At 48.1% G+C, this 13,458-nt stretch carries 14 protein-coding genes; 9 read left to right on the top strand and 5 right to left on the bottom strand.

Features of this window, described 5'->3' with window-relative positions; genetic code table 11:
• Window positions 1-16: 16 nt before the first annotated feature.
• A complete protein-coding gene (locus AC1RJL_RS08775; protein ID WP_492912985.1) occupies window positions 17-1,060 on the bottom strand; it encodes a linear amide C-N hydrolase in 1,044 nt (347 codons plus the stop codon).
• A 949-nt stretch (window positions 1,061-2,009) separates the two neighbouring features.
• On the opposite strand from AC1RJL_RS08775, the gene AC1RJL_RS08770 reads away from it, so the two are divergent.
• From AC1RJL_RS08770 to trpC, 3 genes are all read left to right on the top strand, one after another.
• Window positions 2,010-2,597, top strand: a complete 588-nt coding sequence (locus AC1RJL_RS08770) for an anthranilate synthase component II (RefSeq protein ID WP_492912984.1) — start codon at window positions 2,010-2,012, stop codon at window positions 2,595-2,597.
• A gap of 105 nt (window positions 2,598-2,702) precedes the next feature.
• Entirely contained in the window at window positions 2,703-3,734 is a 1,032-nt protein-coding gene (gene trpD, locus AC1RJL_RS08765) for an anthranilate phosphoribosyltransferase (protein ID WP_492912983.1), read from the top strand.
• Window positions 3,735-3,763: 29 nt separating this feature from the next.
• On the top strand, window positions 3,764-4,561 hold the full coding sequence (gene trpC, locus AC1RJL_RS08760; RefSeq protein ID WP_492912982.1) for an indole-3-glycerol phosphate synthase TrpC: 798 nt from the start codon (window positions 3,764-3,766) through the stop codon (window positions 4,559-4,561).
• 78 nt (window positions 4,562-4,639) lie between these two features.
• Here trpC and crp read toward each other — a convergent pair whose 3' ends face one another.
• Window positions 4,640-5,275: a cAMP-activated global transcriptional regulator CRP gene (gene crp, locus AC1RJL_RS08755; protein WP_394982205.1), complete on the bottom strand. Its 636-nt coding sequence runs from the start codon at window positions 5,273-5,275 to the stop codon at window positions 4,640-4,642.
• Between the two features lie 261 nt (window positions 5,276-5,536).
• Between crp and AC1RJL_RS08750 the strand changes: the two genes are divergently transcribed.
• Window positions 5,537-5,956, top strand: a complete 420-nt coding sequence (locus tag AC1RJL_RS08750; protein ID WP_492912981.1) for an OsmC family protein — start codon at window positions 5,537-5,539, stop codon at window positions 5,954-5,956.
• 90 nt (window positions 5,957-6,046) lie between these two features.
• Here the strand turns inward: AC1RJL_RS08750 and coq7 are convergent, their stop codons facing one another.
• Entirely contained in the window at window positions 6,047-6,694 is a 648-nt protein-coding gene (gene coq7 / locus AC1RJL_RS08745; RefSeq protein WP_492912980.1) for a 2-polyprenyl-3-methyl-6-methoxy-1,4-benzoquinone monooxygenase, read from the bottom strand.
• 188 nt (window positions 6,695-6,882) lie between these two features.
• Here coq7 and AC1RJL_RS08740 point away from each other — a divergent pair, with 188 nt between their 5' ends.
• Genes AC1RJL_RS08740 through AC1RJL_RS08725 form a run of 4 tightly spaced genes read left to right on the top strand, consistent with a single transcriptional unit; the run spans window position 6,883 to window position 10,486 of the window.
• Window positions 6,883-8,364, top strand: a complete 1,482-nt coding sequence (locus tag AC1RJL_RS08740) for an AAA family ATPase (protein ID WP_492912979.1) — start codon at window positions 6,883-6,885, stop codon at window positions 8,362-8,364.
• A 21-nt stretch (window positions 8,365-8,385) separates the two neighbouring features.
• Complete coding sequence (gene ampD, locus AC1RJL_RS08735; protein WP_492912977.1) at window positions 8,386-8,943, top strand: 1,6-anhydro-N-acetylmuramyl-L-alanine amidase AmpD; 558 nt, start codon at window positions 8,386-8,388, stop codon at window positions 8,941-8,943.
• A 42-nt stretch (window positions 8,944-8,985) separates the two neighbouring features.
• Window positions 8,986-9,960, top strand: coding sequence for a regulatory signaling modulator protein AmpE (gene ampE / locus AC1RJL_RS08730; RefSeq protein WP_492912976.1), 975 nt, complete (start codon window positions 8,986-8,988; stop codon window positions 9,958-9,960).
• 40 nt (window positions 9,961-10,000) lie between these two features.
• Complete coding sequence (locus AC1RJL_RS08725; RefSeq protein WP_492912974.1) at window positions 10,001-10,486, top strand: YajQ family cyclic di-GMP-binding protein; 486 nt, start codon at window positions 10,001-10,003, stop codon at window positions 10,484-10,486.
• Window positions 10,487-10,575: 89 nt separating this feature from the next.
• Here AC1RJL_RS08725 and AC1RJL_RS08720 read toward each other — a convergent pair whose 3' ends face one another.
• A complete protein-coding gene (locus AC1RJL_RS08720; RefSeq protein ID WP_492912972.1) occupies window positions 10,576-11,868 on the bottom strand; it encodes an AmpG family muropeptide MFS transporter in 1,293 nt (430 codons plus the stop codon).
• A 44-nt stretch (window positions 11,869-11,912) separates the two neighbouring features.
• Complete coding sequence (locus tag AC1RJL_RS08715) at window positions 11,913-12,242, bottom strand: MGMT family protein (protein ID WP_492912970.1); 330 nt, start codon at window positions 12,240-12,242, stop codon at window positions 11,913-11,915.
• Between the two features lie 172 nt (window positions 12,243-12,414).
• Between AC1RJL_RS08715 and AC1RJL_RS08710 the strand changes: the two genes are divergently transcribed.
• Window positions 12,415-13,437 carry a DUF481 domain-containing protein gene (locus tag AC1RJL_RS08710; protein WP_492912968.1) on the top strand — a complete coding sequence of 341 codons (1,023 nt, stop codon included), beginning with the start codon at window positions 12,415-12,417 and terminating at the stop codon, window positions 13,435-13,437.
• Window positions 13,438-13,458: the final 21 nt, after the last annotated feature.

Genomic DNA, 13,458 nt, shown 5'->3' with positions numbered 1-13,458 from the left:
GCTCATGCCGCCAAAGTCATAAACCCGCGAACACAAACGGATCAGCCACCTTGAACGAATCAAGTGCATTGCCCGCATACATCTGGTGGTTATTGACAAGGAGGCGCCTGACCAGACTATTTTTACCAAAATCATACTTCTTCAAGTCCACCCAGAAAGTATTGGGTGTTAGTGCTGTCTCGAAATAATAAACAAGGTTCTTCTGGTCAGATACGGATCGCCAGCGGGTCGAAGAAATGTTCGGCTCTTCTGCAGATGAAATGCCGAAGGGAACAGAGGCATTGCGGATAACGCTGAAGGCACTGGCAACGGCGATCCTGGTGTCACTGGTTTTGGGGATAGCATTCATATAAAACGACGCCCTCACAAAACGATCAGCAGCGCGGTTGGTTCCCGGCAGCATGGTAAGGCCACCGATCTGTTGCCAGTATTCATTCAACGCAATCTGTTTCTCGAAAACCGGTGAGTTGGTCATCACCGTGTAGGACATACCGTGGTGAATAACGAGCTTGCCGTCGACATATTCAAAAATCGCGTTATCACCCTTAGCGTCAGAGATCGATAAATGCAGCGTCGCAAATCTATCTGTACCCGGAATATCCGACGAAACCACCACGAAGGATTCCTTGCGCAGTGCCTTCACTGCTTCTTCGACTGTGGCGAAGTTATCCAGCACATATTGTACCCAGGCGGCGACACTTAACCCCTTTTGCCTGGGGCCATACGTCGGGTAGCTGGATTCAGCAAGCCATAGCAAATTGGCGACAAGACCTTTCTCGTTCATCCCATCCGTGCTGGATATATCGAATGCGCTTGTGACGATGCTCCCGTATTTGGACGTCCAGGTGACAGAGTTAGGGCCAACCGCTCCATGTCGTTGCATCCCTCGGGGGAACAACCACAAATTGGCGGGTATCTCGTCCTTCCAGTCCATGGATCGGGCGGTGATGACTAGCCCATCGGGACCTTGATAGACGGCACGCGTACAGGCGTTGGCTGATGTCGCTACCAACAACAAGTAAGCGCATATAGTGGTAAAAATACAGATTTGTTTTTTCATTACCGTTCTCCTTCAGTCATAACGCCATGTATGATGTTGTAGAAAATTTTTATGCAGAAAAACTTCTTTCAAAGGGCATGGGTCTAAAAACACATTGCTTTTTTTCAGATCAATCAAACTTAACCCTCTTTGTTATTGCTCTTGGCCTACATCAAATAATTTATTTTCAATCTAAACGGCTCAACTCATCCGATGATGGTTTAGCAAGCATAGCAATAAACGTTGCTGATTCAGGTACATTACCGGTGGTAAGGCGAATGATCATATCGGGATGACTGTACAGTGTGATTTGCGCTCCAGTCCTAACCAATATCCTAGCCTGCGGCAACCAGCAGCATCATTAATGAAACAACTATTGGCTTTATTGTGGCCTCGTTTTCGAGAAGCTTGCTGGCGATCAAGGGTATAACAGTAGACGGCAGATAGGGGGGGCGTGTTACAATAATTCGATATGAAGCTGCTGTGGGAGCAGACCATTTCCCCGAGCACTTTCCCAATTAAATTGAATTCAGGTTTTGCCATGATCCGTACCGCTTCGACCAACACTGTACAGTGGTGGCGCTTCCAATAAAGGAAGCGGCATGTCGTTGCGGCCTCGACCGCGCCTTGCCGCCGTATCGGCAGAAAGGTCAGCGGATGGCTCTCCGGCACGGCGGCTCCAAGAACTCAGGAGATTGCCAGATGCCTTTAAATATCCCCGTTACCAATAACCCTTTGTGCGCCATACCTTCACAGCGCGCGTTGGCTTTTGTTGCCAGGCGACACTCTATCCTCCCGCTCAAGTGGTGCGTGCTTCATGAGCAAGCGTTAGAACTGCTTTCTACTTTTGTAACCAGTCAAAACTACTTTCTGGCGGCTGTTCCACTGAAATCCACTATCAATGTGTGTAATGGTGTATATAACGGCATGAGTCTTAATCAAAAATTTCCAATAAAATTAAGGTGTTATAATGCCTAAAATTCTGATGATTGATAACTACGATTCATTTACCTACAACTTGGTGCAATATTTCGGCGAGCTGGGCGCGGATATAAAAGTCGTGCGCAATGATGAAATTACTGTCGACGAAATTGCTGCGCTTGCGCCGGAAAAAATTGTTATCTCTCCCGGGCCTTGCACGCCAACAGAGGCCGGCATATCTGTGGAAACTATCAAAACCTTTGCTGGAAAAATCCCTCTTTTAGGCGTTTGTCTGGGGCATCAAAGTATTGGCCAGGCATTGGGCGGTAAAGTGATTCGCGCCCCCTTTGTGATGCATGGTAAAACTTCACCTGTGTATCACAACAACAAAGGTGTATTTGCCGGATTGAACAATCCGTTTCAGGCAACACGTTATCACTCGTTGGTGATTGAAAAAGAATCGATACCGGATTGTCTCGAAATTACTGCCTGGACGCAAAATGACGATGGCAGCATGGCGGAAATTATGGGCGTCAAGCATAAGACTCTCGCACTGGAAGGTGTACAGTTTCATCCCGAGTCAATTTTGACCGAGCATGGCCACGATATGCTGCGCAATTTTTTAACGGCTTATTAATTTCTTGCTGTGTAGTATTTTTAGTTTACTTACAACAAACAAGTGCACTTGCGATGACCGGTACTTTCGATGTCTCGGCACTTGCTCATAGAAAGGTAAATGGCAATGGATATCAAACAAGCGTTAACGAAATTAGTCGCGCAGATTGATTTGAGTACAGATGAGATGATTTCTGTCATGCGCTCGGTGATGACAGGCGGCGCTACGCCTGCCCAAATTGGCGGTTTCCTCGTTGCTTTGCGTATGAAAAGCGAAACCCTCGATGAAATTACCGGTGCTGCTATGGTGATGCGTGAATTGGCAACACCAGTAGATATTGATGTGAATTATCTGGTGGATACTTGTGGTACCGGTGGCGACGGTGCCAACCTGTTTAATATATCTACGGCAAGTGCGTTTGTTGTTGCTGCAGCGGGCGGTCGTGTTGCCAAGCATGGCAATCGCTCAGTTTCAAGTTCAACCGGCAGCGCCGATGTATTGGAAGCTGCCGGGATTAAATTGGATATCACTGCCGAACAAGTTGCCCGTTGCGTGCGTGAGATCGGGGTCGGCTTTATGTTTGCTCCGGCGCATCACAGCGCGATGCGTCATGCCATTGGCCCGCGTAAAGAATTGGGAATGCGCACCATTTTTAATATGCTTGGCCCTATGACCAATCCGGCCAATGTAAAGCGGCAGGTAATTGGTGTCTTCAATGGCGAACTGTGCAAACCTATGGCCGAAGTGCTTGCGCGGCTTGGCAGCGAACATGTGATGGTAGTTCACGCAAAAGATGGCTTGGACGAAATCAGTCTGGCCACCGAGACCCAGATTGCTGAATTAAAGAACGGTGAAATTCGCGAATACATCATCAAACCGGAAGATTTTGGTATGCAATCCAAAAGTTTGATCGGTTTAAGTGTAAGTAATGCTGAGGATTCGCTGTTATTGATTCGCGATGCATTAGGTAATCGTCGCGGACAATACGCAGAAAAAGCGGCCGATATTATCGCGCTGAATGCCGGTGCAGCGATTTATGTAAGTGGCGTTGCCAGCACCTTGTCTGACGGTGTGGAAATGGCTCGCGATGCCATTGGCAGCAGTCTTGCGGGTGAAAAAATCCGTGAGCTGGCGGCCTTTACTCAATATTTGCAATAAATCTTTGTAAAACGATTTTGGAAAGCTCCATGTCAGATACACCAACAGTACTGCGTAAAATTATTGCGCGAAAGTGGGAAGAAATTGCCGAGCGTAAAACGCAGGTTTCGCTGGAGCAATTAAAGCGGGGCGCTGCTCAGCAGGAACCTGCGCGCGGTTTTGTTCAGGCAATTGAAAATAAAATTGCCCGGGGTAAATCCGGCGTAATTGCGGAAATCAAAAAAGCGTCGCCCAGCAAAGGCGTCATTCGTGAGCATTTTGTTCCAGCCGAGCTTGCGCGCTCCTATGAGCAGGGCGGTGCAGCTTGCTTATCGGTATTAACCGATGTGGATTTCTTCCAGGGTGCTGACGCCTATTTACAACAAGCGCGGTCGGCAGTGAGTTTGCCGGTGATCCGCAAGGATTTTCTGGTCGATGAATACCAGATTTACGAAGCGCGCGCGATGGGTGCTGACTGTGTATTGTTGATCGTGGCTGCGCTCACAGCGGAGAAATTAAAGGAGCTTAATATGCTGGCCCACTCTATCGGGTTGGATGTATTGGTAGAGGTACATGATGAAGCTGAACTGGATATTGCGTTGGAGTTGCCGAATAAATTAATCGGCATTAACAATCGCAACTTGCACACGTTTGATGTGACTTTAGAAACGACTTATAAACTGCTCGATAAAATTGGCAGTGATCGCATAGTGGTAACTGAAAGCGGGATTCTCGCTCCTGCGGATGTACAAGCGATGCGTGCTAAAAATGTACATGCCTTTTTAGTCGGTGAAGCGTTTATGCGCGCAGATGAGCCTGGTGTAGCCTTGGCAGAGTTCTTTTCTTAAATCTACAGGTTTGGTTTTAACGCACAAAAAATAAAGCCCGCATCAGCGGGCTTTATTTTTTTATGGCGGGTGAACGTATTAGCGCGTGCCGTATACAACCATGGTTTTGCCTTTCACCATTACCAAACCTTGTTCTTCCAGGGTTTTAAGTACGCGGCCTACCATTTCACGTGAGCAGCCAACAATGCGGCCAATTTCCTGACGGGTAATTTTAATTTGCATACCATCAGGATGAGTCATCGCATCCGGCTCCTTGCAGAGTTCCAGCAGGGTACGCGCAACGCGGCCAGTTACATCAAGGAAAGCGAGATCGCCTACTTTGCGGGTAGTAGCGCGCAAGCGTCGAGCCATCTGGCTGCCGAGTGCGAATAAAAATTCGGGATGAGATTCGGAAATTTCCTGAAATTTAGCGTAACTGATTTCAGCCACTTCACATTCAGACTTCGCACGCACCCAGGCACTGCGCGAATCTTTTTCATCGAATAAACCCATTTCACCAAAAAAGTCACCATCATTAAGATAGGCAACAATCATTTCGTGACCTTCATCGTCTTCGATCAAAACAGTGACCGAGCCTTTCACGATGTAATACAAGGAATCACTTTTGTCGCCCGCGTAAATGATGGTGCTTTTGGCGGGATAACGGCGACGGTGACAATGAATTAAAAACTCTTCCACATTCTTTATGTGCGGTGTAAGCGAGACAGCGACCAAGGTGTGGCTCCTGTTGATGGATTTTTATATTACTAATTTAAATATGAAATTTATTATGACGACAAGGCCATCACACTGCTATAGATATGCCATGACAACCTGAGAATTTGTGATGCAGTTATAAGCCTAGACAATTGAATTGTCTACAAAAAGTCACCATTTACATTACATATGTTGAAATTTGCGACATTTTCGATTTTTCAGCGCGCTGTGTTACGCTAGCCGCCTATTTTAGGGTGCAATATTACAACGGGTATGTCTATGCAAGCGGTAGTGAAATGGGTTGATGGGGCGCAGTTTCTGGGTGAATCGGGCAGTGGCCACGCTGTCTTAATGGATGGCCCTCCAGACCATGGTGGCCGTAATACCGGTGTCCGCCCAATGGAAATGCTGCTGCTTGGCTTGGGTGGTTGCTCTTCATTTGATGTGATGAGTATTTTGACTAAAGCGCGTCAGCAGGTGACTGATTGCCGCTGTGAGTTGGATGCCGAGCGCGCCGAAGGTGTGCCATCGCCATTTACCAAGATTCATATGAAATTCCTGGTTACCGGTAAAGAATTGAAAGAAGCGCAAGTAAAACGGGCGGTGGAATTATCGGCGACTAAATATTGTTCTGCATCGATTATGCTGGAAGCAGGTGGAGTTGAAATTACCCACTCTTACGAGATCTGCGAAGCCTGATTTGTGATCGATTTGATGAAAGAAAAAATGCCCGCTTACTGCGGGTATTTTGTTTTTAAGTGATAGCACTTTTCCAGGATATATCCGGTGTTAAATGCGATAACTGGCTGTTGTCATCACTTTGGAAACCAATGTCATTAGGCCTTTTACGGGTGCAGGAAAGTTGTATCCGCCCGCATTCAGTGCCATATCGGCATGGCGCGCTTCGTCCTCCAGCATTTGTTCGACCACCGCGCGGCTGCGGGCATCTTGTTCGGGCAACTCGTGCAGATGTTCCTGCAGATGTTTGCAGACTTGATGTTCAGTCGCGGCGACAAAGCCCAAGCTGACTTTATCGCTCACTAAACCTGCCCCGGCGCCAATTGCGAAAGAGAGCCCATACCATACCGGGTTTAAATAACTGGTATGGCTGCCCAGTGACTCGATTCGCTCCTGGCACCAGACCAAATGATCAATTTCTTCTTCAGCGGCATGCTCCATCTCCGCCCGCACATCAGGCAACCTGGCGGTCAATGCCTGGCCTTGATAGAGCGCTTGTGCGCAGACTTCACCGGTGTGGTTAACGCGCATCAGCGCGGCAGATTTTTTGCGTTCGACCTCGCTGAGGTCGGCTTCATCCAATAGATGTGCGGGCGATGGGCGCTCGCTGGTCATGTCATTGCCCGCGGCAAGGGTGCGTAGGGCGCGGTCGGCATTGATAATGAAATTATCGATTAGGCTCAAATGCTTGTTGGACATGATGGCTTCCTCTTAAAACGATGGTCTATTTAAACAGAAATTGCAGGTGAGGGCACGGGCAAAAAAATCGCACTCCAATATCGACAAGCCCACTTACAGTTACAAACCCATTGCAAGGATGCCGCACCCGCTGCATGCTGGGGTCTTGAATAGACGAAAGTGGCTCGCCCGGCTGAAAGGAGACAAGCGTGCAAGATGTTGACGAGATAAAACTATTACTGGATTCCCGCATTCCGCTGCTGGTAATAGAAACCTTCGAAGAAAAAAAAGCGCTGGATACCTTGCTTAAAGTTGCCAATAAACATGGCAAGGATTTGCATCGCTGGTCCATTACCGAAGGGCTCACGCGGATGAATTTCGGTCCGCAATTAGTGCCCAAGGGAAATTTACTGAACGAACCGGAAGAGATGTTGCGTCACATCAAGCAACAGCATCAACCGGCGATATTTGTATTGTGCGATATTCATCCATTCCTTGTCGATCAACCGCAAGTAGTACGTTTGTTGAAAGATATTGCACTCAATCATTTTGCGGTGCCGCACACATTGGTTTTGCTTAGCTACCAATTGCGTTTGCCGCCGGAACTGACACGTTACAGCGCGTCTTACTCGCTGACCTTGCCCAATGATGACAAGATCATGGAGATCATCCGTGAAGAAGCAAAAGATTGGTCGGATCGCCACGCGGGTGCGCGGGTCAAGACTGATAACATCACACTGAAAAAAGTGGTGAACAATTTACAAGGTATGAGCGTGAGCGATGTGCGCCGTTTGGTGCGCTCAGCGATCTGGAATGATGGCTCGCTCAACGAAGATGATTTGCCGCGTATCAATAAGGCCAAATTTGCGTTGCTTGATATGGAAGGAGTAATCAGCTTTGAGCAGCAGACAGAAGATTTTTCCAACGTCGGTGGTTTGAATAATTTAAAACGCTGGTTGTTAACACGGCGCGGCGCATTCAACGACGAAGATTCCAAACTGGATCGCCCCAAAGGTATTTTGTTGCTCGGTGTACAGGGCGGCGGTAAAAGTCTCGCCGCCAAAGCGGTGGCCGGTTTATGGGGCCTGCCGCTGATGCGCATGGATGTCGGCGCGCTCTACAATAAATTCCACGGTGAGACCGAACGCAATTTGCGCGAGGCATTGAAGTTAGCCGATGCAATGTCACCTTGTGTGTTATGGCTTGATGAAATTGAAAAAGGCATGGCGCAAGACGGTAACGATAACGGCGTATCGCAGCGATTGCTCGGCACTTTATTGACCTGGATGGCAGAGCGTCGCACGCGCGTATTTATTGTCGCCACTAGTAATGATATTTCGCGCCTGCCGCCGGAACTGATTCGCAAAGGGCGCTTGGATGAAATCTTTTTTGTCGATTTGCCCGAGCAAATTGTGCGCAAAGATATTTTTACCATTCATCTGCGCAAGCGTAATTGCGCCAGCGAGAATTTCGATTGTGAACAATTGGCTGCTGCAACACACGGCTTTTCCGGTTCGGAAATTGAGCAGGCTATTATCGCGGCGCTCTATTCTGCCGGCGCCGAGGGCAAACCGCTGACGAACGGGATTTTATTGCGCGAAATTGCGGCTACCAGCCCGCTTTCGGTGGTGATGTCCGAGCAAATTACCCAGTTGCGTTTGTGGGCGGAAGATCGAACTATTCCTGCATAAAATGGTGACAAAGAACTCGTGATGACAGAAAACCCGCAGCAGATTAATGACGGTTGGCTTGATGGGGCAGAGCAGTGTTTGTCGCCTAATTTCAATCAGCGCCCCGAAAATACCGCCATTGATTTGCTGGTTATCCACAATATCAGCTTGCCGCCGGGCGAATTTGGCGGTGGTTATGTGCAGCAATTTTTCCAAAACAAACTGGATGCGAGCCTGCATCCGTATTTTTCTACTATTGCTGAACTCAAGGTTTCGGCGCACTTATTCATCGAACGTGACGGTAAAATTACGCAATTTGTCCCTTTTGATGCACGCGCCTGGCACGCCGGTAGTTCCAGCTTTGCCGGTGTCGCCGACTGCAACAATTACAGTATCGGCATAGAATTGGAAGGGACGGATGATATGCCCTACAGCGATGCGCAATACCATGCGCTGGAGAAAGTTTCTCGCCAGTTGATGCTGACTTATCCTAAACTAACAGCTGAGCGTATTACCGGCCATTCCGATATAGCGCCCGGCCGCAAAACTGATCCGGGGCCCGCTTTTGATTGGCTGCGCTTTCGTAAAGCGCTTGGGTAGTACCATTTTGTTCTTTTTTGACTGAAGAGTGATTAAACAAAAATGATTTTTCTCAGTTTGGTTGTTGTCCTCGCTATCGTCTACTGGCTCGGTTCGGCCAGCTTCATCCAATTTGACGGCTGGTATAAATGGTTAGTTAATCGCCTGCAAGGTATTCCCGGCCTTTCCTCTGCGCCGGCATTACCACTCGCATTGGCGTTGTTGATTCCATTGGCTGTGCTGGTGATTCTGTTTTTGCTTGTGTACCAAATCGCAGGAATCCATTGGTTGTTTTTTCTCTACGTGCCGGTGTTGCTCTACAGCCTTGGGCGCGGGAATTTATTAGCAGATATTCAAGAGTACATTGCCCTCGCCACACGTGGCGATAGTGTGGCTGCTGCACAACTGCTTGATCGATTGCGTGGCCACGATGTTATTAGCAGCGATGCGGAAGTCAGCGATTGGCGCGGGTTACACACCGAAGCGCTGCGTGTATTTGCGTATCGCGGCTTTGAGCGCATGTTCGCTGTGCTCTTCTGGTTTTTTATTGCCGGGCCATTTGGCGCGCTGATTTATCGTTTAAGCGTTTTGTATCGCGATTTTTCATCTGCAGGCAGCGAGTCTGCCGCGCTGGCAAGCAAATGGCTGTGGTTGTTGGAATTACCTGCCGTGCGTTTGATGGGCGTAACCTGGGCGTTCGTGGGGAATTTTGAAACTTGCCCACTGCGCAAAAATTTATTGGATCTGCAAAATTCTTCCGACTATGTATTGAACGAGTGTTTACGCGGCGCCCTTGGCGCCACTACAGATAGCTCGGCTGCCGCTATGGCAGAAATGAAACCGGAAGAAAAAGCAGAAATGCAGGAAGGGATGGAAGAAGAAACCCAGGATATCATCGAAGATTTGACTGGCGATGTAATCACTACTCACTCTGAGCCGGCCTATTCATTTGCCTTGGTAAAATCCAGTGTGCCACTTTATTCGCGCTCGCTATTGTTTTGGATTTGCGCGATTGCGTTTGCAACATTGGTTGTATAAGCGCCATTTGTTTAACTCGTTTGTTTGAAAGAGGTTAGTTATGCCATCGTTTGATGTGGTTTCAGAAGTCGATAAACATGCGCTTACCAATGCGGTTGATCAGGCAAGTAAAGTGATCGTCAGTCGCTATGATTTCAAAGGTGTCGATGCCAAGTTTGATCGCAAGGAATATGAAATTACTATTACTGCAGATAATGAATATCAACTTGATGCTATGTTGGATTCTTTAAGGAGCGCTCTGCACAAAAACGGTATCGGCGTTTCTTGTTTGGAAGTTAAACCGGTTAAAACGGCGGGCAAGCAGGTAAAGAAAGATATTGTGGTGCGCACAGGCGTAGAAACTGAATTGGCGAAAAAAATTGTCCGTATGGTTAAAGATGCCAAGCTAAAAGTGCAGGCGTCGATTCAAGGTGATCAAGTGCGTATTACCGGCAAGAAGCGCGATGATCTACAAGAAGCGATTGCCATGTTGCGCGCAGCCGAGGACATTGACATGCCGTTGCAATTTGAAAATTTCAGGGACTAGTTGTGTTCGAGCGATTGTGTTTGTATCGCAACAAGCCGCTGGAGAAATCCGGCGGCTTTTTATATCGGTGCAGAACAGTAGAGTAAAATTTAATTGCTTTTATCTGTCTGGATTCGATTCCATATCCACCATAACAGAATCAGCGTGGGTACTACCGATATGCTGCTCAGGATAAAGAAGGTTGAGTAGTTGGACGCTTCCACAATATAACCCGATAAGCCGCCAATAAATTTGCCCGGTAAATTGGCGAGCGATGCAAGCAGTGCATATTGGGTTGCGGTGAAATTGCGATTAGTTAAGCTCGACATAAATGCTACTAATACGACACCGGCGAATCCTTGCGATAAATTATCGGCGCTGATCGCAGCATAAAATGCCCAGGCCTCAGCCGGGTAGTGGGCCATTAATAAAAACGCAATATTCGACACCGACACAGCAATAGTGGCAACGACTAACATCCAGCGTAAACCGAATGCAGCAATACAAATGCCGCCTAAAAATGCACCGGTAATACCAATCCAAACTCCGTAAAGTTTCGCTACCGTTGCGATATCCGCTTTGGTGTAGCCTGAATCCAAATAAAACGGGCCAGCTAACACGCCGATCATTTGGTCCGGCAATTTAAACAACCCAACAAATGCCAGTAACGCGAGCGCGAGCCAAAACCCATTGCGTGAAAAAAATTCCTGAAATGGTTTTATAAATGCATCCCATACAGAGATGTCACGCACCGCTAATGATTGTACAGAAGGTTCTTTGGAGAGCAAACCCGCGATAAGCGGTAAAAAAACGCTCGCCGCCATTACTAAATACGCATTGGTCCAACCGATCAGCTCGGCCATATAAAGCGCTATTGCGCCGGAAATAATTAACCCCAAGCGATATCCCAAAATGTAGGTGGCGGCGAGCGCGGCTTGTGATTCCACGGGCGCTATCTCAATGCGGTAGGCATCCACCACTATGTCTTGTGTGGCGCCTGCAAAAGCGGTCAGTCCTGCCAGGGCGACAAAAAGGATTAATGATGACGTAGGGCCAGTCAGTGCCATGCCCGCCAACGAGACGATCAATAATAGTTGTGAAAATGCGAGCCACCCTTTACGACGACCCAAAAATGGCAATGGATAACGGTCAATCAGCGGTGCCCATAAAAATTTCAGCACATAAAAAAAACTGGCGTAACTCACCAGCCCAATCACGCTAAGTGCGACACCGGTATCGCGCAACCAGGTTGAGAGTGTCATTCCCACCAGAAAAAAAGGCAGGCCGGAACCAAAACCCAGACAGAGCATGGTGAAAGCCGATGGTGTTGCAAATGCGCGCTTGATCCCGCGCCAGCCTTTGTAATTATCTTGTTCGGGCAGTGATTGTGAAGATGATGTCATAAGGTGTGTGGCCAACTATTTATTGCCCGCGAGCGTGGGACTGATTAGTTATTGTAACCGTAAATGCGCAAACTGATTTTTCCATTTTTTATTTCCACCCCTTCTGCTTTCAACCGCTGCAATTGTTTTTTATATGCAGCTGAGTCGACTGGAAGCGAAATTTTCCCTTGTGCATTAATAACCCTGTGCCACGGCAGTTCGGTTTTCTCCGGCAATCCGCACAACACCGAGCCGGCCAAACGCGCCGCGCCGGGTAATCCTGCCAATGATGCAAGCTGTCCATAAGTAATGACTTTGCCCGCTGGAATAGTCATCAGCGCCAGATAGATGGCTTCGCGATTTGTTGCTACTGACGTGGTGGAAGTCGATATCATCTTCGCTGTTGTGCCTGTAATGATTTGGTAAATCGATGCAGAAATATTCGCATTTACCGGAATAAACCCAAACCTAACCTAAGTTAACACTATTAACACTTCTGGCGTTGCTCTGTGGTAGAGGGGTCACTTTAATTGACTCATGCTAACTAATAAACCGGAAATCCTGCTTGTGAAGTCATTTGTCGTACTCTTGTGGACATTGTTGGGTGCCTACGCTCATGCCGGCGTTGTGGAATTAAACAACGGCGATCGCCTTGAAGGCGAATTGGTGCGTATCGATGGCGATTATTTGATTTGGAAATCGACCAACTTCGGCGAGCAGTGGCTCAAAAAAAACAATATCAAGAATATCCGGTCCAGCAAGCCGTTAAAGATCAACGGCAGCAAGGCCGCATGTTCACTGAAGCAAATGGATGCAGAACATCTGGTTTACCAATGTGAAAATTCGTCGCGGATAAAACGCACACCGCTGCTCACCGTGCAAACGCTGATGCCCTATGAGGATTATAAGAAGGGCGCTTACGTCCATCATGGTCGGTTGAATTTATGGGGCGCTTATTCGCGAGGCAATGAAGTGCGCGATGAGTGGAATATCCAAAGTGAGATGGAGTTTCGCCGCGGCGATTTCCGTCACGTTGTCGGCAGTGAGTTTGCACGCGCATCCTGGAATTTCTCGCCCGCACAGGAGCGCTGGAATAGTCGCTATTCATTGGACTGGTTTCTGGCGGATCACTGGTTCTGGTACAACAGTGTGCTGGCCGGTTCCGAACCCAATCGCGGTATGGCGAATTACCGCAGTCTTGGAACCGGTGCGGGTTATCAATTTTTCGAAAATCTCAATCAAGCCTTGTCGCTGAAAACGGGCGCAGCTTACATGGATGAACGCTACACGCTCCCCGCGAGTGTGGAGGAAGATTTTGCTACCGAGGATGAATTTATGGCGGTGCGTGTAGCGGCTGATTTTCGCTATCGCCTGCCCTGGGGGGTTGGATTTTTCCACAATAACGAAGTGCTGCAGTCAACTGAGGACAAACCTAACTGGCGTGTCAAAACTACAACTGGTCTTAGTTCGATGATCCTCAAGCGCATTTACTCAGAATTCAAAATCGACTATTGGCGCGACAACGAGCCGCAACCGACACGTAACGACAAGGATACGCGTATGTCGCTGGGGATGAGTTACAAGTGGTAGACTGCCGGCTCCACGATTCTG

This window comes from Cellvibrio sp. GW822-FHT04B05, assembly GCF_058800985.1.
This window is presented reverse-complemented; position numbering and strand designations above follow the sequence as displayed.